Source organism: Candidatus Amarolinea dominans, from assembly GCF_016704685.1.
GTDB lineage: Bacteria > Chloroflexota > Anaerolineae > SSC4 > Amarolineaceae > Amarolinea > Amarolinea dominans.
In genome coordinates, this window is record NZ_JADIZS010000064.1 from 1 (window position 1) to 22359 (window position 22359).

At 62.7% G+C, this 22359-nt stretch carries 29 protein-coding genes; 16 read left to right on the forward strand and 13 right to left on the reverse strand.

Annotated elements, in window-relative coordinates; all coding sequences use genetic code 11:
• Nucleotides 1-142 precede the first annotated feature (142 nt).
• From IPF85_RS24010 to IPF85_RS24020, 3 genes are all read right to left on the reverse strand, one after another.
• Nucleotides 143-463: a hypothetical protein gene (locus IPF85_RS24010; RefSeq protein WP_343410576.1), complete on the reverse strand. Its 321-nt coding sequence runs from the start codon at nt 461-463 to the stop codon at nt 143-145.
• A gap of 749 nt (nt 464-1212) precedes the next feature.
• Complete coding sequence (locus IPF85_RS24015; RefSeq protein WP_343410607.1) at nt 1213-1755, reverse strand: SUMF1/EgtB/PvdO family nonheme iron enzyme; 543 nt, start codon at nt 1753-1755, stop codon at nt 1213-1215.
• Entirely contained in the window at nt 1688-3061 is a 1374-nt protein-coding gene (locus IPF85_RS24020) for a serine/threonine-protein kinase (protein WP_343410577.1), read from the reverse strand. The genes IPF85_RS24015 and IPF85_RS24020 overlap by 68 nt, the downstream gene beginning before the upstream one ends.
• A gap of 357 nt (nt 3062-3418) precedes the next feature.
• Between IPF85_RS24020 and IPF85_RS24025 the strand changes: the two genes are divergently transcribed.
• From IPF85_RS24025 to IPF85_RS24095, 15 genes are all read left to right on the forward strand, one after another.
• On the forward strand, nt 3419-3835 hold the full coding sequence (locus IPF85_RS24025) for an SCP2 sterol-binding domain-containing protein (RefSeq protein WP_343410578.1): 417 nt from the start codon (nt 3419-3421) through the stop codon (nt 3833-3835).
• 73 nt (nt 3836-3908) lie between these two features.
• Nucleotides 3909-5078 (forward strand): iron-containing alcohol dehydrogenase, encoded by a 1170-nt coding sequence (locus IPF85_RS24030; RefSeq protein ID WP_343410579.1) that lies wholly within the window; start codon nt 3909-3911, stop codon nt 5076-5078.
• A gap of 138 nt (nt 5079-5216) precedes the next feature.
• Nucleotides 5217-7061 (forward strand): aldehyde ferredoxin oxidoreductase family protein, encoded by a 1845-nt coding sequence (locus tag IPF85_RS24035; RefSeq protein ID WP_343410580.1) that lies wholly within the window; start codon nt 5217-5219, stop codon nt 7059-7061.
• A gap of 60 nt (nt 7062-7121) precedes the next feature.
• Nucleotides 7122-7901, forward strand: coding sequence for a patatin-like phospholipase family protein (locus tag IPF85_RS24040; protein ID WP_343410581.1), 780 nt, complete (start codon nt 7122-7124; stop codon nt 7899-7901).
• Between the two features lie 309 nt (nt 7902-8210).
• Entirely contained in the window at nt 8211-8549 is a 339-nt protein-coding gene (locus IPF85_RS24045) for a nucleotidyltransferase domain-containing protein (protein WP_343410582.1), read from the forward strand.
• 138 nt (nt 8550-8687) lie between these two features.
• Nucleotides 8688-9890 carry an SLC45 family MFS transporter gene (locus tag IPF85_RS24050; RefSeq protein ID WP_343410583.1) on the forward strand — a complete coding sequence of 401 codons (1203 nt, stop codon included), beginning with the start codon at nt 8688-8690 and terminating at the stop codon, nt 9888-9890.
• 87 nt (nt 9891-9977) lie between these two features.
• Nucleotides 9978-10412, forward strand: a complete 435-nt coding sequence (locus IPF85_RS24055; protein ID WP_343410584.1) for a Type 1 glutamine amidotransferase-like domain-containing protein — start codon at nt 9978-9980, stop codon at nt 10410-10412.
• On the forward strand, nt 10409-10831 hold the full coding sequence (locus IPF85_RS24060; protein WP_343410585.1) for a hypothetical protein: 423 nt from the start codon (nt 10409-10411) through the stop codon (nt 10829-10831). The genes IPF85_RS24055 and IPF85_RS24060 overlap by 4 nt, the downstream gene beginning before the upstream one ends.
• An 18-nt stretch (nt 10832-10849) precedes the next feature.
• Nucleotides 10850-11674: a cyanophycinase gene (locus IPF85_RS24065; RefSeq protein ID WP_343410586.1), complete on the forward strand. Its 825-nt coding sequence runs from the start codon at nt 10850-10852 to the stop codon at nt 11672-11674.
• Nucleotides 11675-11709: 35 nt separating this feature from the next.
• Nucleotides 11710-12282 (forward strand): hypothetical protein, encoded by a 573-nt coding sequence (locus IPF85_RS24070; protein ID WP_343410587.1) that lies wholly within the window; start codon nt 11710-11712, stop codon nt 12280-12282.
• A complete protein-coding gene (locus tag IPF85_RS24075; RefSeq protein ID WP_343410588.1) occupies nt 12279-12992 on the forward strand; it encodes a hypothetical protein in 714 nt (237 codons plus the stop codon). The genes IPF85_RS24070 and IPF85_RS24075 overlap by 4 nt, the downstream gene beginning before the upstream one ends.
• A 55-nt stretch (nt 12993-13047) precedes the next feature.
• A complete protein-coding gene (locus tag IPF85_RS24080) occupies nt 13048-13740 on the forward strand; it encodes an AAA family ATPase (protein ID WP_343410589.1) in 693 nt (230 codons plus the stop codon).
• Between the two features lie 20 nt (nt 13741-13760).
• A complete protein-coding gene (locus IPF85_RS24085; RefSeq protein WP_343410590.1) occupies nt 13761-13934 on the forward strand; it encodes a hypothetical protein in 174 nt (57 codons plus the stop codon).
• A 16-nt stretch (nt 13935-13950) separates the two neighbouring features.
• Nucleotides 13951-14760, forward strand: a complete 810-nt coding sequence (locus tag IPF85_RS24090) for an ATP-binding protein (RefSeq protein WP_343410591.1) — start codon at nt 13951-13953, stop codon at nt 14758-14760.
• A gap of 777 nt (nt 14761-15537) precedes the next feature.
• Complete coding sequence (locus IPF85_RS24095) at nt 15538-16299, forward strand: class I SAM-dependent methyltransferase (RefSeq protein WP_343410592.1); 762 nt, start codon at nt 15538-15540, stop codon at nt 16297-16299.
• Nucleotides 16300-16591: 292 nt separating this feature from the next.
• Here the strand turns inward: IPF85_RS24095 and IPF85_RS24100 are convergent, their stop codons facing one another.
• The 5 genes from IPF85_RS24100 to IPF85_RS24120 form a co-directional block, all read right to left on the reverse strand.
• The gene (locus IPF85_RS24100; RefSeq protein WP_343410593.1) at nt 16592-17152 is read right to left on the reverse strand and encodes a hypothetical protein; all 561 of its coding nucleotides are present in this window, start codon (nt 17150-17152) and stop codon (nt 16592-16594) included.
• Nucleotides 17149-17484 carry a hypothetical protein gene (locus tag IPF85_RS24105; protein WP_343410594.1) on the reverse strand — a complete coding sequence of 112 codons (336 nt, stop codon included), beginning with the start codon at nt 17482-17484 and terminating at the stop codon, nt 17149-17151. The genes IPF85_RS24100 and IPF85_RS24105 overlap by 4 nt, the downstream gene beginning before the upstream one ends.
• Before the next feature lie 3 nt (nt 17485-17487).
• Nucleotides 17488-18042: a hypothetical protein gene (locus tag IPF85_RS24110; RefSeq protein ID WP_343410595.1), complete on the reverse strand. Its 555-nt coding sequence runs from the start codon at nt 18040-18042 to the stop codon at nt 17488-17490.
• Between the two features lie 162 nt (nt 18043-18204).
• Nucleotides 18205-18552 carry a hypothetical protein gene (locus IPF85_RS24115; protein ID WP_343410596.1) on the reverse strand — a complete coding sequence of 116 codons (348 nt, stop codon included), beginning with the start codon at nt 18550-18552 and terminating at the stop codon, nt 18205-18207.
• A 154-nt stretch (nt 18553-18706) separates the two neighbouring features.
• The gene (locus tag IPF85_RS24120; RefSeq protein WP_343410597.1) at nt 18707-18904 is read right to left on the reverse strand and encodes a hypothetical protein; all 198 of its coding nucleotides are present in this window, start codon (nt 18902-18904) and stop codon (nt 18707-18709) included.
• Nucleotides 18905-19095: 191 nt separating this feature from the next.
• On the opposite strand from IPF85_RS24120, the gene IPF85_RS24125 reads away from it, so the two are divergent.
• Nucleotides 19096-19329, forward strand: a complete 234-nt coding sequence (locus tag IPF85_RS24125; protein WP_343410598.1) for a hypothetical protein — start codon at nt 19096-19098, stop codon at nt 19327-19329.
• A 6-nt stretch (nt 19330-19335) separates the two neighbouring features.
• Here the strand turns inward: IPF85_RS24125 and IPF85_RS24130 are convergent, their stop codons facing one another.
• The 5 genes from IPF85_RS24130 to IPF85_RS24150 form a co-directional block, all read right to left on the reverse strand.
• Nucleotides 19336-19773 (reverse strand): M50 family metallopeptidase, encoded by a 438-nt coding sequence (locus tag IPF85_RS24130; protein WP_343410599.1) that lies wholly within the window; start codon nt 19771-19773, stop codon nt 19336-19338.
• Between the two features lie 47 nt (nt 19774-19820).
• Nucleotides 19821-20144: a hypothetical protein gene (locus IPF85_RS24135; protein ID WP_343410600.1), complete on the reverse strand. Its 324-nt coding sequence runs from the start codon at nt 20142-20144 to the stop codon at nt 19821-19823.
• 188 nt (nt 20145-20332) lie between these two features.
• Nucleotides 20333-20893, reverse strand: coding sequence for a DUF4058 family protein (locus tag IPF85_RS24140; RefSeq protein ID WP_343410601.1), 561 nt, complete (start codon nt 20891-20893; stop codon nt 20333-20335).
• 204 nt (nt 20894-21097) lie between these two features.
• Nucleotides 21098-21391, reverse strand: coding sequence for a cytochrome C oxidase subunit IV family protein (locus tag IPF85_RS24145; protein WP_343410602.1), 294 nt, complete (start codon nt 21389-21391; stop codon nt 21098-21100).
• A gap of 21 nt (nt 21392-21412) precedes the next feature.
• Nucleotides 21413-21925: a cytochrome c oxidase subunit 3 gene (locus tag IPF85_RS24150; protein WP_343410603.1), complete on the reverse strand. Its 513-nt coding sequence runs from the start codon at nt 21923-21925 to the stop codon at nt 21413-21415.
• Nucleotides 21926-22359: the final 434 nt, after the last annotated feature.

Sequence of the window (22359 nt, forward strand, 5' to 3'; positions counted from 1 at the left end):
CGCACAAACCAGCCGTCTTCTGCGTCCCTTGAGTTCAATCGTGTAGGGTAGGCTCAAATAGGGGGTTGTCTTTTTCATCGGATTCTCTTTCATTCGTCCTGCAGCGCCACCAGGTTTTCCTCCAGCCACTGCTCGAAGCGCGTCACGGCCTCCTGCCTGCGCTGGCTGTGCGCCGACCGTCGCGGACAGATTCCTTTGGAAAAAGGGCAATCAGGGTGCGCAGTGCGCGATTCACCGAATCGGAATCAGGGAAATAGCGCAGGACATCTGGGTCGAGGATCACTGCTCCCTGGGTTGGCTTGACCTCACGCGTGACCGTCGTACCGTCCGCGGCATGAATGATGATCGTATAACCGCCCTGCATGGCCGCAGCATGCTTTCCGCGTACGCCCCGCGAGAAATCATACTCAGATCGCATGTCGTCATCTATGGTTTGCACGTTGTCACTTGTCGCGTTGCTCACAGTTCATTTCCCTGATCTTCGACTACATCAACCGGATTGAATGAAATCTAGCGTGCGTGAGGCATTATAGACGATGCCTCAAGAATGAACAAGCCAACCGATGAACCGGCGTTTGGACGTTGTCAAGCAACAAAATCATGCTTGGTACATCAACGGCGCAAGCCTCCGGCTTGCGTTACAGCCGTAGGTCACGTCTCTGGCGTGACGTCGCCGTCTGCAACAAATCATGCTTGCCTTATCCCTGTCCGTAACTGCTCAGGCCTCGTGCGCCGACTGCGGCCGCCGCATGAATTCGGGCCGCAAGGGCGTTCCGCCCCCAAGTCAGCCTGCGCCGACCGGCATTGCGTCCACGGAGGTGGACGCCCGGCGGCACGCCCACCAGGCGCGATTTCAATCGCTCAACCTCAACCCAAGCAGCGGGCCGCTGCCCCCTGCACCCCCGCTCAGCTCTGTCTCGCCGTGCTGTTCCCTGGCTTACACCCAGCACGTGGTCATCATGACTCAGAATTCCAGAGACGCCAGAGACTCAGAGGCCGGGGGACGCCACCCGAAAACCCACATAGCTGACGCGGTAGCCGGGGTCAAACCAGTCCCGGCTGGCGGAGCGCACAAGCCACGCTTCATAGAGCCAACTCCCGCCCCGCAGGACACGAACATCTGTGCTACTCTGGTCCTCTCGTCCATCATCACCTCTGTAAGGATAACTCCCATATTTACTGCTCACCCACTCCCACGCGTTCCCCGCCAGGTCATGCGCTCCGTAAGGACTCACCCCATTCGCATAACTCCCCCACCGGCGCTGTGGTGGCATACCCATCATCCACGCCAACATCTTTCCATTCATACTGACAGTTCTTGTCACAAAAGTCCGCCCACGTCCCGTCCCACGTATTCCCCCAGGGGTAAATCCGCCCATCCGTCCCTCGCGCCGCCTTCTCCCATTCCGCTTCACTCGGCAGACGACCGCCGGCCCAGCGCGCATAGGCATATGCCTCGTACCAGCTCACGCACACCACCGGCTGCTGCCCCTGGTTGAAATTGCCGTCGCCCCAACAACCCGGCTGCGTGGCATTGTTCTGCCCCTTCCACGTCCAGCCGGCTTCGGTCCAATACTGCTTCTGGTTGTAACCGCCGACATCCACGAACTTCCGGTACTGCTCATTCGTCACTTCCGTGCGGTCTATCCAAAACCCATCGACATTCACCCGATGCTGCGGCTTCTCATCACTGCCCGCCTGCGTGTCGCTGTCTGCCGACCCCATCGTGAACTCGCCCGCCGGCACCCAGACCATCACCGCCCCGTCCTGCACGCGCGCGCGTCGTTCCGCCACGGGGGGGGGGGGGAGGGGGGGGGGGGGGGGGCCGCGCGGGCGCGGGGGGGGGACCGGGCGCCCCGGGGCCGGGGGCGGGCCGCCGGGGCGGCGGGGGCGGGGCGGGGGGGGGGGGGGGGGGGGGGGGGGGGCAGGGCGTAGGCGTAACTGTCGGCGTCAGTGTGTCCGGATCCTTCGGCAGCGGCGTCGCCGTCAGCGGGGTCACGGTCACTATTGGTTTCGCCGTCGCCCGGCCGACGACCACGGTCGGCGTGGGCTTGCCGCGGGGGCCCAACGCCCCAATGCCCACCACCAGCAGCGTCACGGCCAGCGCGCCGATCCCGATCAGCGCCCAGGCTGACACGTTGCGTTCACGCCGGGCCGGCGCTAACGCGGGTCGCGGCGGAGGCGACGGCCGGCCAATGACCTGGGTGGGCGGGGCGACCGGCGCCGGGGGCGCGGGGCGAACGGCTTTGGCCGCGCCCAGGCCCGCCTCCAACTCCTGCCGCAGCGCGGCCACGCTCTGCGGCCGGTTGGTGGGCTGCGTCTCCAGGCCGTGCAGCAGCGCCCGGTCCAGCGCCGGGCTGAGGGTGGGGTTCAGCGCGCGCGGCGGAGTCAACGTGGCCGTCCCCACCGCGCGCTTGACGCTCTCCGGCGGCGGTTCGCCGGTCAGCATCGCGTACAGCGTGGCGGTCAGCGCGTAGACATCGGTGCGCTGATCGGTGTGCGCGCTGCCGTACTGTTCCAGCGGCGCATAGCCCGCGGTCACGCCCAACGCGCCGCTGGCTGTGCTCTGGTAGGTTGAGCCCACCTTGCTCAGGCCGAAGTCCACCAGGAAGGCGTGCCCCTCCGGCGTGATCTTGATGTTCTGCGGCTTGATGTCGCGGTGAATGATGGGCGGATTCTGGCTGTGCAGGTAGGTCAAGGCGTCGCACACCTGCCCCAGCCAGCTCAGCACCTCGGCCGGCGCTTGACGGCCGCGCGCGGCCAGCAGCTCGGCCAGGTTGATGCCCTCGATGAAGGTCATCACCAGGTACTGCGCGCCGTCGGCCGTGATGAAATGGTCGGTCACCGTGGGCAGGTTGCTGTGGTGCAGCCGCGCCAACGTCAGCGCCTCGCGCTCGAACTGGACGCGGGCGTCGGGCGTCACCAGGCTGTTCTCCTTCAGCGCCACGGCCATGCGCAGGCGCTGATCGAACGCCTTGTAGACCGCGCCCATCCCGCCCTGACCAAGCAGCGCTTCCACGCGGTAACGGTTTTCCAGAATCATGCCAGGTTGCAGAGGCATCGGGTACACTCCTTCGATGTACATTTTTTCTGCCACGAATTTCACTAATTTTCACGAATTATTCTTCTGCCTTCGTGTCAATTCGTGCAATTCGTGGCAAAAATCCGCCCAGATTTCTCTGCCACGAATTTCACTAATTTTCACGAATTGTTTTCTTCTTTCGTGCAATTCGTGGCAAAAAATCCTGACGCCATTATAGACGACTGCACCGGAATGAACAAGCCGCCGAGCGCGGGGCGCCGCCCGCCAATGCGCCCCTGCGCTTTGTCAGCAGGCCAAAAGCATGTTACAATGACCATATCGCAGTGCGTCATCTTTGCGCTGCGTCCATTGGATCACATAAAGGAGTAGCGAGCGATGAAACTTCCGTTTCCGAGCGAGGAATGGGCAAAGCAGTTGCAGGTGGAACTGAACCAGAGTCAAAATTACGCGGAGGCTGCGGCCACGTGGGAAGGCGACTTCTATTTTATTGTGGATCCGGGCCAGGGTGTCGTCAAGGAAGAGGTAATGTACCTCGATCTGTGGCACGGCAAATGCCGCGAGGCCGGCATGCTGGCGGATCGCACGGTCAAGACCCCAGAATTTATCATTGCCGCGCCGCTGGCCGCGTGGAAACAGGTCATCGGCCGCAAAATTGACCCCATTCAGGCCCTGGTCACGCGCAAGCTGAAGCTGCAGGGCAACATGCTCAAGATCATGAAGTCGGTCAAAGCCGCCAATGAGTTGGTGCGCTGCACCACCTTCATCCCCACGCAGTATCCCGACGAGGTCTAAAGGGCCCTGGCCGCACGCGAGGCGACGGCGTCTCGCCGGCCGGGTTCCCACGCGCAGCACGTAGGAGGCGGTTATGTGGTTTTTCAAAGCGCCTGAGATCGTCTATGGCGAGGATGCCCTGAGCTACCTCAGCCAACTGCAGGGTCAGCGCGCCTTCATTGTCACCGATGCCGTGTTGGCAAAACTGGGCTATCCGGAGATGGTCATCGCCCAGTTGAAGGAGGCCGGCATCCCCGCGGCCGTCTTTTCGGACGTGGAGCCGGAGCCTTCGCTGCAAACCGTGCGCAAGGGCGCGGCGGCCATGCTGGAGTTCGAACCAGACTGGATCATCGGCCTGGGCGGCGGCAGCGCCATGGACGCGGCCAAAGCCATGTGGATCCTGTACGAATACCCCGACATCGAACCGGCCGCGATCAACCCGATCGTGCCCATTGGCCTGCGCAGCAAGGCGCGCCTGATCGCCATCCCCACTACCAGCGGCACCGGCTCGGAAGCAACCTGGGCCACGGTGTTGACCGATGTGGAAGAGCGGCGCAAGCTCGGCCTGGCCTCGCGCGAGATTTTGCCCGACCTGGCGATCGTGGACCCGGCGCTGACGGCCAACCTGCCGCCCCGCGTCACCGCGGACACCGGCATTGACGTGCTCACGCACGCCATCGAGGCCTACACCAGCTCCTGGCACAACGATTTCTCCGACGGCCTGGCGCTGAAGGCCATCCAACTGGTGTTCAGCTACCTGCCGACCGCGGTCAGCCAGGGCGCCAGGGACATGGAGGCGCGCGAGCGCATGCACAACGCCGCCACCATCGCCGGCATGGCCTTCGGCAACGCGCAAGCGGGACTCGCCCACTCGCTGGGCCATACCCTGGGCGCCAGTTTCCACATCCCGCACGGCCGCAGCGTGGGCATGTACCTGCCCTACACCATCGAATACTGCGTGCGCGGCCAGGACCCGACCCGTTACGCGGACATTGCGCGCTTCCTGAGCCTGCCGGCCGCGGATGAGGCGCAAAGCGCGGCCAGCCTGGCGGCCGCCATCCGCGACCTGGAGCGCCGACTGGGCCTGCCCCTCTCCGCGGCCGAGATGGGCATCGAACCCGCGCAGTACGACGACGAAATCAGCCGCATGGTGCTGCTGGTCCAAGACGACACCTCGGTGACGATGTCCGCCCGTGTGCCTAATCGGGCCGACACCGCCAAACTCCTGCGCTACACCTTCGATGGCACACCGATTGACTTTTGAGCGCATGCGCGCCTGAAACCGCCGCGGCCTGGTGACGGTGATCGTCGCCGGGCCGCCGCCGGAATGATCTGCCCCGAATAAGGAACCGCTGCCGACCGTGCTTTCGGGGCAGCGCCTGACGAAAACGAGGACACTCGTATGACCACCCTCCCTGGCTATCTCGGCCAAATCCTGCGGGTTGATCTGACGCAGCAGCGCACCTGGATCGAACCGCTGAACGCAGACTACGCAGCCCGTTTCCTGGGCGGCAGCGGGCTGGGCGCCCGCTATCTGTGGGATTATGTCACGGCTGACACCGACCCGCTGGGGCCGGACAACCCGCTCATCTTCATGACCGGGCCGTTGGTCGGCACCGCCACCCCGGCCGCGGGCCGCTTCAGCGTGGTGACGCGCTCGCCCGCCACCCGCCTGACCGGTGAGGGCAACAGCGGCGGCTTCTTCGGCCCGGCCCTGCGCCAGGCCGGCTTCGACGGCATCATCATCACGGGCCAGGCGCAAACACCGGTCTACCTGAGCATCCTTAACGGCGAAGCGCAGTTGCACGACGCCAGCCACCTGTGGGGTCTCGACAGCTACGCGGTGCAGGAGCGGGTCAAGGCCGAGATCAGCCAGCCCAAGGCGCGCGTGGCTTGCATTGGGCCGGCCGGGGAACGGCTGGTCAAATTCGCCGCGGTGATGAACGATCACGGCCGTTGCGCCGCGCGCACCGGGCTGGGCGCGGTCATGGGCAGCAAGAAGCTCAAGGCCATTGCCGCGTACGGCCGCGCGGAAATCCCGTTGGCCGATCCCAAAGAGTTCAAAGAGACGCTGCGGCGCACGATGAAGTTCGTCATCGAAGACCTCCTCACGCAGGCGCTGCGCGTGGGCGGCACCGTGCTCAGTTTGGATGCCGGCTTCATGTACGGCGACGTGCCGCGGCGCTATTACACCGCCAGCGAATCAGCACACCTCGAAAATAACGTCAACATGAGCACGATGGCCGAAACCATGCTCACCCGCCACCTGGCGTGCTTCCGCTGCCCCATCGCCTGCAATCGCGAAGTCCACCTGGACAAGTATCAGGAGCCGGTGGTGGACGGGCCGGAATACGAAACGGTCGCGGGCTTCACCACCAACCTGGACTCGCCCGACATGCAGGCGGCCGGCATGGCCGGGCATATCTGCAACCAGTTGGGCATGGACACCATCTCCACGGCGAGTACCATCGGGCTGCTCTACTACCTTTACAATGAAGGGATCATCAGCGCCGAGCAAATCGGCATGGCGCTGCCCTGGGGCGACCCCGAACCGGCCATTCGCCTGACGCGCATGATTGGCAGCCGCGAAGGCATTGGCGACATCGCCGCCGAAGGCGCCCTGGCCGTCGCAACGCACTTCGGGGTCCCCGAACTGGCCGTGCAGGTCAAGAACCTGGAAGTGCCGTTCCATGACCCGCGTGCGTTCATGGGGCAAGGCTTGGTCTATGCCACCGGCAACCGCGGGGCGGACCACATGTCAGGCGATTGCTACGAAGTGGGGCGCGGGCGCATCATCCCCGAACTGGGCCTGGACTTACTCGACCGCTTCGAGCAGTCAGAGGCGCAGGCGCTGATGGCCGCGCGCACGATGGACTATCGCAGCTTCACCAACAGCGCCATCCTCTGCCATTTCGAGGACCCGCAGATTGACAACCTGGTCAGCCTGCTGCGCAGCATCGCCGGGATCGAAGCGGACTATGCCTGGATCGCGCGCATGGGCGAACGCATCACCAACCTCAAGCGCGCGCTCAACTGCCGTTTGGGCGCCACGCGCGCCGATGACACCCTGCCCAAGCTCCTGCGCACCCCGCTGGTCAAGAGCAACACCGAGGGTAACAGCCTGGACTTCGAGATGATGCTGCCGATCTACTACCGGCTGCGCGGTTGGGATTGGGAAACAGGCAAGCCCCTGCCGGAAAAACTGAGCGCGTTGGATCTGCCAGAGGCAGTGGCCGCGCTGTGGTAGCAGACAGAAACCCGGCTTCTGCGAGAAGCCGGGTTTCTTGTGAGATCGAGTCGGAAAACAATGAATTGGTCAAGTAACAAGCGAATCGGACTGGTATTGGGTGGCGGCGTGGCCCGCGGCCTGCTCCATGTCGGCGTGCTGGAAGTGCTCGAGGGCCAGGGCGTTCCCATTGATTTCGTCGTGGGAGTCAGCTCCGGCGCGATGGTCGGCGCGGCCTATTGCGCCAGTGGGAGCCACGAACAGGTACGGCAAGTCTCTGAGTTGATGCGCTGGGACCGCATTGCGCGGCCATTGCGTCCGTCACGCGCCAGCGGGTTCGGCGTCACCTTTGCACGCCTGGAGCGCTGGGTGGAACAAACCGCCGGTGTCACCACCTTCGAGCAGCTCAAAACGCCGTTGATCGTGGTGGCCAGCGACCTGATGAGCGGTAAGCCGGTCGTCTTCCAGCACGGGCCGTTGGCGCCGGCCGTGCGTGCCAGTTCCTCGGTGCCTGGCATGGTGGAGCCGCTCAAGCTGGACGGGCGCCTGCTGGTAGACGGCGGGATCACCAATAATCTCCCCATCTCGATTGCGCGTCAGTTCGGGGCCGATGTGGTCATCGCGGTCAACTGTTTCCCGCCGCCGCGCGCCATGCCGCGCAGCATGTTCTGGCAGGGCGTGACCGCCATCACCTGGCTGCTCCTGCAGGCCGGGGATGATCCCCATTCGGCCGATGTGCTGGTGGAGCCTGACCTGGACCAGGTGAGCCTGCTGCGCCTGGCGAGCGCCGACCTGCGCCACCGCGGCGCCCGCGCGATGATTGCACAACTTCCGCGGCTGCACAACCGTTTGTTTTCCTGACCTGGGCCAATCCTCCCTGCCACGAATTTCACTAATTTTCACGAATTGTTCTGTTGTTTTCGTGTGAATTCGTGTAATTCGTGGCAAAAGACTCTACGGATTCTCTGCCACGGATTTTCACGAATTGACGATAGCCATTACAATTGCATGTCACCCATGCAAATCCACCTTAGACCAACAGCTCTTTTTGGATGAAGTCAACGACTTCAACCTGGAAGTGAGATACCCCGAATACCGCAGCGAGTTTTACAAGTTCTGCACCCAGGAATTCGCAGAGAGCTATTTCATCAGAATCAAGGAGTTTGTCTCATGGCTGAGATCCCAAATCACGTTCGACGAATCATCGCACAATATCTGACTTCGCTAAGAGACCATGGATTTCAGATTCAGGACGCAATCTTGTTTGGTAGCTATGCCAGCGGCCAGGCGAATCAGTGGAGTGACATTGATTTGGCATTGGTATCTAGCGAATTCGAGGGCATTCGTTTTGCAGACAAGAACAAAATTCGGAAGATCACCATTTCGATCAGCACGGATTTGGAGGTTTTGCCCTTCAATCCGAAAGATTTCACGCCAAGCAACCCACTGGTCAAAGAGATCTTGGACACTGGTATACGAGTCGTTCGATGGGGTGTAGCGCGCCCCTGAATGTGGGGACACGTGAGTTTCTCTAGTAAATTCATTTTGATCAAGTTGGTCATCTGCGGTATGATATTGCCATCCGTTGATTCGATTGGGGGAAACAATGGAGGTTAACGCAATTGTATCTCATCGAGGGAGGCACGCATGAAGTTTGACTGGAAAAAGACGTTCGTTCTCGGTTTTGGCTTTCTGGGCATCAGCGTGGTCTGGCCGCTGTTCAACAGCCTGATCCCGCCGTTCCTGGAGGACTTGGGCCTTTCGGCCCTGGTCGTCGGTTTCATCCTCACCTGGGACAACCTGATCAACATGTTCCTCCAGCCCTGGGTGGGCGCGCGCAGCGACCGCACGCGCAGTCGCTGGGGCCGGCGCAAGCCGTGGTTGATGGCCGGCGCGCCGCTGGCCGCCGGTTTCTTCATCCTGGTGCCTTTCGTGCGCACCAACTTCGTCCTCCTCGCCCTCGCCATCCTGGGCACCAACATCGGCATGGCGCTCTTCCGCTCGCCCACTGTCGCTTACCTGGGCGATTTGTATCCATCCGAGCAGCGCAGTAAGGCCAATGGCGTCATCAATCTCATGGGCGGGGTTGGCGGCGCGATCGCCCTCTTTGGCGGCGGCGCCCTGTTCAAGATGGGCGTGCCGCTGCCGTTCATCGTCGGCGCGCTGCTGCTCCTGATTGCGGTCGCTGTGGTGCTGGCCTTCGTGCGTGAGCCGGAAGCGCCCGCAATTGACGCATCCCATGAAGCTGCGCCCGGCGTCTGGGACAGCCTGCGTGAAGTGACGAGCGGGGAGAATCCGAACGGCCTGTTCATGCTGCTCGCCATTTTCTGCTGGTTCATGGCCTGGAACGCGGTCGAGGCCTTCTTCACGCTCTACGTGCGCGAAGTGCTCGGCATCGCGGTGGGCACCGGCACGCAGATGCTCACCGCGTTTGCGGCCATGCTCATCCTGTTTGCCATCCCCAGCGGTCTGATTGCCAACCGCATCGGCCGCAAAACGACCATCATGATCGGCCTCTTCGGCATGATGGTCGGGCTGATCCTGGTCCTGATGCTGACCAACCCCACGATCCTGCTCGTGCTCCTGGCGCTGATGGGCGGTTTCTGGGCGCTGGTCAACATCAACTCCCTGCCGCTGGTCTACGACGTGGGCGGCAATCATGCCATCGGCGCGTTGACCGGGCTGTACTACTTCGCCTCATCGCTGGCTGCCATCGCCGGGCCGATCATTGCCGGCGGGTTGATTGACCTCACCTCGTACAGCGTCATCTGGCTCTTTGCCGCGGTCTTCATGGTGCTGGCCCTGGTGATGAGGAGCCGCATCCGGGTGGCGGCGCCTGTGCGCGATTAGCGTTTTTCTACCCTCAGCCATCTTGCCGCGGTGGGTGAAAGCGTGTACAATAGCTGCCATTCCAAGCAGTGAGGTTTCACCCACCGTATGCCAGCACCTGTACCGGCCGGCTTTACTCGAGGCGCCCTCGTCGCGACCGGCGGCCATGAGTCGTTCAGCGACACCAGTACCATCCTGCAGTATTTCTGGCAATTGGCCGGCAGCTTCGGCGCCCGCATCGCCATCATTCCCACGGCCAGCCGGGATTTTGGCGCGGCCGAGCAGGTGCGCGCCCTCTTTGCGCGCTGGGGGGTCAACTGGGTTGAACTGCTGCCCATCCGCACCCGGCTGGATGCCCGCAGCGCGGACGCGCAGGCGGTGATTCAACACGCCACCGCCTACTTCTTCACCGATGGCAACCCGCTGCGCCTCTCCACGGTGTTGGGCGGCACCCCGGTGGCGCAGGCCATCCGTCGCGGCCATGCGCGCGGCAAGGTGGTGGCCGGCAGCGCCATGCCGGCGCCTTCCTGGCCGAGCACATGATCGCCCATGCCGAGAAGCGGTCGCTGCCGGAACGTGGCATCGTGCGCTTTGCGCCTGGCCTGGGGCTGACCAATCGCGTCATCTTCGTGGCCGACTACACGCGCGAGGCCTGGTACGGCCCGCTGTGCGTGGCGGTTGCCGCCAACCCCTTCCTGCTGGGCGTCGGCATTCACGCCAACGCGGCGGTTGTACTGCACCCCGGCAATCTCCTCGAAGGCGTAGGCGCAGTCGCCGCCGCCCTCGCCAACGGCAGCGGCATCACGCACACCAACCTGTACGAAGTCCCCTTCGGCCAGTCCGTCGCCATCGAAGGCATCGAATTCCAGCAGCTGCCGCACGATCACTACTACAACATTGACCAGCGCGGCCTGCACGAGGAAGAGAACATCCTGGCCGAACCGGCGCGTAGTTCGTTCTAAAGAGAGAGATTGGAGATCATGTCACCTGCACCTATTCCGGCCGGTAGCCAGCGCGGGCTATTGATGGCTATCGGCGGCGCCGAAGATAGAGCCGGCGCGCGCCGCATCTTGCGCCATTTCTACACCCTGGCCGGGGGCGATGACGCCCGCCTGGTGGTCATTCCCACCGCGTCCGAAGACCGGCAAGGCGCGGGCCAGATGCACCTGGATATCTTCCAGTCGTTTGGCGCGGCGACCGTTGAGATCTTGCCGGTGTTCAATCGCCAGGACGCGATCGAACCGGCGCACCTGGCGCCGCTGCAGGCCGCAACCGGCATCTTCCTGGTGGGCGGCAACCAGTTGCGCTTCTCGGCCCTGTTGGGCGGCACCCCGCTGGCGCAAGCCATCCGCCGCGCCAACGCCGCCGGCGTCTTGATTGGCGGCACCAGCGCAGGCGCGGCCGTGCTGTGCGAACACATGATCGCCTTCGGCCAGCAGGGCAGCACGCCGATCCAGCGCATGGTCAACTTTGCGCCCGGCCTGGGGCTGACCAACCGCCTGATCATTGATCAACACTTCAGCCAGCGCCTGCGCACCGGCCGCCTGATGGCCGCGGCCGCGTACAACCCCTTTCTGCTCGGCGTCGGCATTGACGAGGATACCGCCATTATCATCGAGCCAGATAATCGCCTGCGCGTCATCGGCCAGCACAGCGTGGTGATCGTGGACTGCAATTCACTGGAATACACCGACATTCATAAGATGGATGAAATCAAACCGGTCGCCATGCTGGGCGTCACCATGCATGTGCTCGTGGACGGCTACGGTTTCGACATTGACAAGCGCCGCCCGCTGATGCCGTAGATCATTCATCACCGTTCGATAACCAGGAACGACCCATGGGAACACTGAATCCGACCATCCTCGCGCCAGAGATGAGCAAGGCGCTGAACGCAGCGCGGCCGCTGCGGCAGCGCTTCAACAAAACGGTGCTGACGCCGGAAATCCTGCTCTACCTGTTCGTCACCAGCCCGGACCTCGATGCCAACCGTGTGCTGCAAAGACTGGCCACGGAGCGCGGCTTCAAGTTGGATGAGATGGCGCGCACCGCACAGACGATGGCCGAGATGCGCGACGGGCGCAACGCCAGCCTCGACTTTCAGGGCGATGACGGGCGTCCGGTCGCCCTTTCCGATGAAATGATCGTTGTCCTGGACGAAGGGCACGCCATTGCCCAGGCGGCCGGGGAAATCTACGTCGGCACCGCGCCCGCGCTGGCGGCCATGAGCCAGAGGGGGCGTCTCCACCGCGGCCATGCTGCAACGCTATGGCATCACCCCTGCGGCCATGACCAACCTGCTGGCCGATGCGGCCGTGGCCCGCCGCGTGACCAGCCCGGACTGGGTGGCGCAGGCCAAAGCGGGCGAGCTGGCGCCTGTCTTTCACCGCGGGGACCTGCTGCGACCTGTTGAGCCTGCTGGCGCTGGCAGAAAATCGCCATGTGATCCTGGTGGGGCCGGCCGGAGTCGGCAAGCGCTCACTGGTGCGCAGCCTGGCCCTGCTCATCGCCGAGGGCAAGGGGCCGCCCGATCTGAAGTCGGTCATCACCATTGCGGAGACGGCGCTGCTCGACGATGCCGGCAAAGCGGTGCAGGCCGCGGCCAAACAGGCCAACGGCGGCATCCTTTTCTTGCCAGGCGCCCAGCGCTTCCTGGGCAATTCCCTCGATGCCGAGTTCCCCAAGGCGACCACCGCGGTGCGCCGCGCTTTCCTGGATGGCAGCGCGGTGGTCATCGCCACAGCGACCGACGCGGGCTACAGCGCGGCCATCGCCAATGACAGCCTGATTACCGAGCGCAGCCATGTCCTGCGCGTGTCTGAGACCAACCTGGCCGATACCACCACGATTCTGGGCCTGCATCAGGCCGCGATCGAGCGGGAGTACGGCATCATCATCAACCCGAAGGCCCTGGCGCGCCGCCTCCGTGCAGCAAGCGCTATCTTGGGCAAAACCCGCTGCCCACCGCGGCCGTGCAGTTGCTGCACCGGGCCGCGGCCGTGGTGCGCATGGGCAATCAGCCGCACGTCGCCTTTCACCCCACGCAGGCCGCGGGGCAGACGCCCGGCGCTGCGCAGGACAACACTCTGGATGAAGAAGATATCCTGGTCGCGGCCAGCCTGATGAGCGGCGTGCCGGTGGCAAAACTGGGCGCAGATGACCGGAGCGCTTTGCCAACATGGTGGAGTTCCTGCACCAGCGCATCATCGGCCAGGAAGAAGCGGTGCTGGCGCTAAGCCGCGCGGTCAAGACCGCGCGCGTGGGTCTCAAAGACCCCAGCCGCCCCATCGGCTCGTTTCTCTTTCTTGGCCCCACCGGCGTTGGCAAGACCGAGCTGGCCAAGGCCCTGGCCGAGTTCCTGTTCGACGATGAGAACGCGATGGTGGTGCTGGACATGAGCGAATATCAGCAGGAACACACCGTCAACCGCCTGATCGGCGCGCCGCCCGGCTATGTCGGCTACGAAAGCGGCGGCCAGTTGACTGACCGCGTGCGCCAGCGCCCCTACACCGTGGTGCTGTTCGACGAAGTGGAGAAGGCGCATCCGCGTGTGCTCGACGTGCTGCTGCAGGTGATGGAGGAGGGACGCCTGACCGACGGCCAGGGGCGGATGACCACCTTCTCCGAGGCGGTCATCATCATGACCAGTAACCTGGGCGCCGAATTCCTGGAGCAGACTATTCTCAGCGAAGAAACGCGCGAGCTGGTCATGCTCAAGGTCAAGCAATTCTTCCGGCCGGAGTTCCTCAACCGCCTGGATGAGATCATCATGTTCCTGCCGCTGACGCAGGAGGAGCTGCGCAAGATCCTGCTGCTGATGATCAAGAAAGAGAACAAGCTGCTGGCCGAGCGCAGCCTGGCCTGGAAATAACCGCAGACGCCATCACCTGGTTGCTGGCGCAGAACGATCATCCCGAATGGGGCGCCCGCCCCTTGCGTCGCATCATCCGCAAGTTCGTGCGCGAGCCGTTGGCCGATTACCTGCTGACACAGGAGCCGCCGCCCGGCGCCGTGCTGCGGCTTGATCCAGGAGTGACGGGATTGGTGCTCACGCCGGGCGCCTGAGCAGAGGAAAACGATCATGCGCTACTTCAACACCTACGGCCCGGTCAACGAGAAGGAGCACTACATCGTGCCGCGGCGTGAGCTGCTGGACATGCTGACCGACCAGGTCAGCGCCGGCAGCTACTTCACGGTCTTCGCCCCACGCCAGATGGGAAAAACCACCCTCCTGCGGCAGTTGGCCGAGCGCTTGCAGGCGCAGCCCAACTATCTCCTCGTTGTGCTCAATTTCCAGGATTACGCCGACTGGGAAACGCCCGACTTCTTGCTGGACATCGGCGCTGAGATCGGGGAGAAGATCATCGAATACCTGGCAGCAGGAGCGCACCCCCGGCACGACGCCGTCCAGGAGATGGTTGCGCAGAGCCGGTTCGACCGTTATGGGGGGCTGCGCGCTTTTCTGAAGCGTTTCCACAAACTGGTCCCGGAAGTCAGGCTGGTTCTGATCATTGACGAGTTCGACGGTACACCACCGCGCGCCATTGCGCCCTTGCTGCAAACTCTGCGCAAGCTGTACCTGGAAGCCGAACCGCCGCGCAGCCTGCACAGCGCGGTCCTGGTCGGCCTACGCAACATCGCGGCATTGAACCTGGGCCAGAGTTCGCCCTTCAATATCGCCCGCCAACTCAACTTGCCGGGGTTTTCGGAAGATGAAGTAGATGCTCTGCTGGCTCAGTACACGGCCGAGCGCGGCCAGGCGTTTGCGCCAGGCGTCAGCGCCGGAAATCTACCGTCAGACCGCCGGGCATCCGTTCCTGGTGAACCGCCTGGCAGACATCCTGACCGAGCAGGTGGCGCTGAATCGGGCGCAGCCGATCTCTGGCGCTGATCTGGAGCAGGCGTTCCGGCGGATGACCACTGAAAGCAACTACAACTTCGAGACGATCGTTCGCCACGCCAACCCACACAAGGCCACGGTTTTGCGCATCATGGCCGGCGTGGATTACGAATTCAACCTGAACAACCCGGTAGTGCGGGAACTGCACGAGCAGGGCGTGATCGAGGCGCGGCCAGACGGCGCTTGTCGCATTGCCAACCCCATCTACCAGGTGGTTTTGTTTGCCGCCTTCCGCCCGATCGAAGCGGGCATCCAGGGCGCGGCGGTTGCCAATGGTTATGATTTCCGGCCGCACGTGGTGGACGGACGCCTGCAGATGGATGTGATTCTGTCACGCTTCCGCGCGTTCGTCGAGCGGCGCGGGCGCGCGCGTTCAAGATCAGCGAGACGCCGCAGGAGGCCACAGGGGCAGTACTTGCTCACGGCCTACCTGGACCTGCTGGTGCGGCAGGTGGGCGGCGAGGTCTTTGCCGAGGTGCCGTCGGGCGCCGGACGGCTCGATGTGATCGTCGTGTTCAACGGACAGCGCTATGTCATCGAGACCAAGCTCTGGCGCGGGCCGGCCGCATTCGACGCCAGCGTGACGCAGGTGCAGAGCTATTTGCGCAGCGAGGGGCAAACTACCGGCTACCTGGTGGTCTTCCACGCCCGGCCGGCGATTTACGGACGCTTACCGGAAGGGAGTTGGAGTTTGTCCGCGAGGATGAGGGTGTGACGATCCATGTTTATCTGGTGCGGCTTGGGTAGAGACCGAAGGGCGACGCCAGGATGACCTGGCTCCGGCGAAGCGTGTTTATCCTGGCGTCCTGGCTGGCTTATGGACTGCTGACGCCGCTGTACGAAGCGGCGGCGTGGCTCTTCTCCAACGGCGAGTGGCACACCTGGCGCCGGCAGGCCATGGTGATGCTGGCCGGTCAAGCGACCGCGACGGGCGTCAGGCCGCGTATCCTCGAAGTGGGCTGCGGCACCGGCGCGCTGCTGGCCGAGCTGTCCGCCGCAGGAAGCCTGGTTGTCGGCCTCGATCGTTCGGCCCCCATGCTGGATGCGGCCGTCAGGCGTTTGCGTCAGGGTGGGTTGGCGGCAGAGCGGGCAACCATCAATCTCGGCGCCGATGACCATGTCCACCGGCATGGTCCGAGCAGCAACAGCGAGATGCGCTCGGCCCAGGGCGCACCCGTCATTCCGGTGCAGGGGCTGGCGCAGGCCATCCCACTACCCGCGGCCAGCGTTGATTGCATCATCCTCACCTTTCCCACCGCCTTCGTCTTCGATCTGCGCACCTGGCAGGAATTCCGCCGCGTGCTGGCGCCAGGCGGATGCGTCCTCTGGGTGGACGGCGGGGAGGTCTTCCGGCCCAACCTGCTGGCGCGTCTTCTGCAGGCCCTGCTCACGCCCGATCCGGCCGCCCAGCGCATGATGTTGGCGATGCCCGGCCGGCTGACCGACCTCGGTTTCACGGCCGCCTGGCGCACGCACGAGCTGACAGCCAGCCGCGTCTCGATACTGATCGCGCAAGCAGGAGTGGATTGAGCGCGGCGGGAACGGATTTCAACGCAAAGACGCCAGGACGCAGGGACACAAAGGCTGTTCAGGTAATGGATTGAACGCGGCAGGAACGAATTTCAACGCAAAGGCGCCAGGACGCAGGGACGCAAAGGCTTTCTAAAAGAACGACCTCTTCCCCCCCTCTCCTCTCCGCCGTGCGGAGAGGAGAGGGGGCCGGGGGGTGAGGTGAGGCCCCGCTCTCTTCCCCCCTTCTCCTCTCCGCCGTGCGGAGAGGAGAAGGGGCCGGGGGGGGGTGAGGTGAGGCCCCCATCCTCTTTCAGAACGGTGTCTCTGCATCCACCGGCGCGGGCGGTTCAGGCTCAAGCAGCGGCGGCGCGGCCGGCGGCGACGGCGATACAGATGGCGTCACACTGGTCGCGGTGTTGTCCTGCGGATGGATGACGGCTGTGCTGGGCGCGGCGGGCAATTCCCCGGGCGCCGGTAGCGACGGCAAGGTGAGATCGGCCGCTGGCAGGGTGCGCCCGCCCAACATGGCAACGCCGCGCACAAGCAGGAAGACGCCGAGCAACACCAGCAGCGCGGGCCACCAGCTGACCACCGTCAGTTGCAGGTCGCCAGTCGCTTTGCTGAAGACGAAGGTGAACAGGCCAAAGGCCACCAGGGCCGTGGCCGGCACCAGCGCCCACCACACCTCGCGCTTGTGCGGGCCAAGCAGGTAGACCAGGAGAAACACGAACCCCATGCCGATGAACAGCGTCGCGCTCAGCACGTCGGAGCTGACCTGGAAAGTGCTCAGCGCGGTGGTGGCGCTGACCAACAGCAGCACCCCCATGGGAATGATCGCCCACCAGCGGTTGCGGTCGAGCAGGAAAATCACGGCAAACGCGAACGCGATGCCAAAAACAGGATCGAACCGAGCACCTCACCCACCACCGCGGCCGTCTGTGTGGTCAGAAAGATGATGACACCGACCGTCAGCAGGGTGAAGGCAGGGATGATCGGCCACCAATGCACGACATCACGCACGAACAGGATCAAAAGGCGATTCCGCCCAGTCCACGAGAGAGCGGCCACGACGTACTGCCAGGTCGGCGCGTAGGGATCGAGTGCGTGCTGATTGACCAGGAGCAGGAAGACGCCAACCAGCAGCAGGCGCCGCCCCCGCAGAATCGTATTGCGCTTGCGTGCGCTCACATTCGTGTTGGTCATGGCTCAACGCTCGGCGCGCGGCTGGAAACCACCGCGCAAGAGGACGCCAACGCCGATCAGGATGAGCACCACCGGCCACAGGCGCCCCACCCATGCCAGTTGTTCCACCTCGCCGGCCAGGAGGAACAGGCCGATGACCCCCAGCACACCGGCCGGAATCAGCGCCCACCAGAACTGCGGATGCAGGCTGCGCAGCGCGCCCTGCAGGTAGACCAGGCCGAAGGTGGCGGCCAGGCCCAGCATCATGACCGCGCCACCGAGTTCGCCTGATATCACGACCATCGCCAGGCTGCCCATGACACCGGCCGGGATGATGGCCCACCAGTTCGAGGCCGGTTGGGTGGCGTACACCACCAGGAACGCAGCGCCGATGGACAGGAAGAGGATGGACGGCAGCCAGCTCTCGTCCAGGCCTGTTGTCCTGAGCAAAATAAGCAGGCCGACGCCGACCAGGGTCAGCCCTGGGATTATCGGCCACCACTGCTGCCGGTTGCCCAGGTAGAGGCGCAACGAACGCCAGGCCGCCGGCCACGAACACCAGTCCCCACACCGTTCCACTCAGGTCGCCCAGGATGTCGAAATTGACGAGCAGCAGGAAAAGACCCGCCAGCAGCAGGATCGCTCCCAGGGCAAAATTAGTACGTTGATTACTCACAGTCAAACTCCTTCCTCACAAGGGCACGAATTGGGAAAAAAAACCACGGGTCAGTCACACAGGCTTCAGGCGTCCGGGGAATCTGCGGGGCGCTCAGGGGGCATGGCTGGCGGCGCTGCGGCCGGCGCACGGCTGCGCCAGGAGGCGATGGTCTGCCAGGCAAAAAGGAGACACAGCACGATCCAGGCGCCAATCTCCCACCAGGTGCGGCTGGTGCTGGCCAGGCCGGCGGCAAACAAGGTCAGGCCCAGGTTGAACGGGGTTTGGAAGATCGGAGCGCCCAGGACGGTGCGCAGGCGGGCATGGTTGGTTGCGGCCCACCAATCGGCGTAACTGAAGGCGGCCAGCATGACAGCCAGGCCCAGGATCCACAGCGCGTTCTTGGCCACGCCCACCCAATCAATCAAGTCCATCTTTTCTCACCCGCTACCAATACGCAAGATGTACGCCAGAGTTGCGCGATTCTCCGACCCCGCATCATGTTCCCCGCGGCTGACGTGCGCGGGCCAATGAGGATGAACTCGACCTGTTGTGCTGCCAGGGCATGAAGCACTCCCTCGAAATCGGTCATGGCGCACCTCGAAACGCGTTACCCGCGCGGCGAAGCTCTTCGACAAAGCGCAGTGTGGCAATGGCCTTGCGCACGCGCTCGTCCGGCGTCAGCTTCAGGTTCTCAGCCAGCAGCGTAGGGTCGAAATTGCGCTCATATCCCCACAGAAGAAGGTCAAGCCCTTCCAGGCCCTGCGCCAAACCCTCGGCAATCAACTCATGATCAGGCCCGGGCAGGGTCGAAGCAGAGTCAGGTGATACTGTGTCGAGGTCTCGGGGTTCTCGCGCTGTAATAGGTTCGGCATACCTGGTTCCCTTGAAAGATAGATGCATCCGAAATCGGAGGTGTATCCGGCGGCTTTCGCCCATGAAAGTGGCTGAAATCTCAATTGCTGTCAGGCGATACTTTGGCTATCAGATTGGCAGCAAGTTTACTCATCGAGGGACTCGATTTGCCAGAAATCCACCGTGCCGACGATTTTCCCCTGATCGACTACTGGGACGGCTGGCAAGTAACTGCGCTGCATGCGCGACAACATCCTGCAAGCGAGCATCAGATTCACCTCGCCATAGAGGGGACGCGCAACCGTCCGCGGAAGCGTTCACGTTACCAAGCCTGGCGATCTGACGGCAGCAAGTAGGGCCGATCAATCGTGTGCGGCGCCCCGCCAGGCTGGCGAATCAACCAGAGGCCAACTCCTTCTTGTTGCGCAAAGGGCAGTCAAGGGCGTATCAGGCTCCGTCCAGGCAAAACCATCAGGCTTCAATAGATCACGCACACGGGTAAGCTCGACCTTGACCTGTTGGTCACTCTTGACCATCTCACTCATCGTGAACAACACCGGCGGAACAACGAATACCAGCAGATCGGGTCTGCCCATGAACACCGCCCAGGCGCCTAGCGCAGCCGAAAGGAGGATCACGACCAGAAGGCTGACGCGCCGATTCAGCCAATTCAGGCCAAGAATGAACAACAGCTTACCGCCGTCGAACATGGGAAGCGGTAGCAAGTTGAAAAGACCGAGCGCCAAATTGACGCGGCCAAATGTGGAAAGCGGCGCCCAGTCCGATATTTGGAACGCCATGAACGAACACAGGGACAACGCCAGGTTGCTGGCTGGCCCGGCTGCGATCACGGCGGCGTAGCTTTGGCGTTGGCTGCGCGACAACTCCAGCGGGTGATCGGCCGGCAGATTGGGGACAAGATGCCGCCAACAAACCACAGCGTGATCGTTCCCGAACCGAGGCCGAGTCGTTGCGCAACGAAGGCATGCGCCAGTTCGTGAATCAGCACCGCCGGTAGAAGAAATGTCACAATTACAAGGGCGCGATCTGTCAAGAACCACAGCAGCAGTGTCGCATTCAGCCGCACACGAATACCGGCCAGTTCGGCCACTTCGAGGCTGAGGCCATGCAGCGTAGGGCGCAGCAGACGAAAGCTGGATAGAGAAGTCATAGATAACGCCTCTGCATCTGAGCGTCAAGAAAGTCGCGCATCAACCGGCGCCGTTGCCCCGGATTCTCTGGCTGGCGCAGGTCTGCTCGTAGGTCAGATTCAGATCAACGGGCACGCTGACCTGGTTCTGCAACCAAAGCGGTAGGGTGGGCAAGGAGCGTCCCAGGGTCAGGGCTTCCGGCCAGATGTCAAGTTGAGGTGTGTCTTGCTTCCGCCATGCTCGATACGCCGCTGCATATCGGTCGCTGCCAGCGGCGACACGGCGGTGTCAATTTGCGTAGGAGGTCATTGTGTAGATTGGCATTGCGCCCGCCGACAATGTCAACGATGATCAGGCTGATGCCCTGGCGCAAGTAGGTTTCGCATTTCGCCACGAACGCGGCGCGATGCGCCGGGCGGTCCTTGTTGGCCGGGCTGACCAGTTCGATGGCCGCAGTCAGGGTAGGCCCGCCCGAGTCGCTGAAGATTTCCACCTCCACAATGTCGGAAGTCAGCACGAAAGGCGCCGAGAGGGGCGGCGCCGGCGCCGTCCATGCTGCAACGGGGCCAGGTGGATGGGCGTCAAGGAGCGGCTCCTGGAAGGCGGCGACATCAATTTCGATGCCGAACTGCACGTTGGGTTCAGCAAAGTAACCGGGGGGAAGGCGCTGATTGAGATCGGTCGCGATGAATGTTGCCCACGCGTTATGAAACCCATGCCAGTGGCGCTGAACGCTCAGCGGTGGATGAAAATGATCGCGAAGCGGCATGTCGGTTCTCCTGGCGAAAATTCCACAGGACAGATGCCCGAAAACTCCTGGCCTGGCCGGCGTCCAGGTCCCTCCTGAACGAAGCGCCAGCGGCCTGATGGGAGTTCAACGGTGTGAACTCCCACAATCAGATTGTAACATGCCTTCAGAAATGAGTCAATGAGTCAATGAGTCAATGAGTCAATGAAGCCGAACTGCCGTTCACTACATGAGCAGGCCGCCCAGGATGAGGAGCGCAAAGAAGACGGGTACGGTAAAGATGATCGCATAGATGCGCGTGTCGAATTTCAGGTGCATGTAGTACATGACCACCAGGACCAGCTTGGAAAATGCAAAGGCCAGCAGGATCATCACCTGGCCCCCTTTGGGGATGGGCAGGAACGTGACCCCAAGTTCCATGAAGGTCAGGACAGCCAGGGCAATGTAAACAGCCACATAGTTGGGCTGGGCATGGGCCTCATGGGCCACGGTCGGTAGAAGCGATGTATTCTCACTCATAGTCTTGATTGCCCCCTTACCTCAGATCAGGTAGACGATGACGAACAGGATGATCCACACAATGTCCACAAAATGCCAGTAGAGGCCGAAGATTTCCAGGCTCATACTGTAATCCGCGTTGAAACGGCCGCGCAACGCCTGCACGATAATCCCCACCAGCCACAACAGCCCAATGAACACATGCAGGCCGTGAAAACCGGTCAGCGTGAAGAAAATGGTGCCAAACATGCTGCTGCTGATGGTCAGCCCTTCTTCGAAGAGCTTGAAATACTCGATGACCTGCACACCTAGGAACGTGCCGCCGCAGAGCAGCGAGGCGAACAACCAGAGGCGCAATTTCGCCTGATCGTTGCGTTGGGCCGCGGCCAGGGCTAACACCACCGTCATGCTGCTGGTCAACAGCACAAAGGTATTGAAGGCCGTCAACGGGATGTTCAAGATCTGATTGGCATCGGCCGGGCCGCGTAGCCGGAACATCATGAACGCGGCGATGGGCGCGCTGAAGAACATCACTTCGGATGCCAAAAGATCCACATCCCCAGCTTAGGGGTATTTACCGGCATTAGGCGTTCCGCAGACGCCTGGGCGGGCGCGGTCGAGGCTTGGGCCATGCGCTTCACTCCTTGATCTACTCAGGTTCGGTCACGTTTTGGGCACAGAAACAGGATCAACGATCATCTCAACCATAAGATGGGGCCAATCATATCTATACTGACTCCATTTGTCAAACAATCGAGTACAGATTGTTACTATTCGCACTTATGATTCTTTTTTGACAAGGTGCGTCACGTATGTTAGCATGTGCCGCCCGTACCAATGACGTCAAGTGACGTGAAACGACGACCATCGTACGTACCGTTCGCGTGACCTGTGGAATCATCTTGCGTGAACAACCTCACATTTTTGGGAGCAGCAGTTCAATGAGCACGAACTACCGATTGCGCGCAGCCTATCTCTATTTTGTCCGC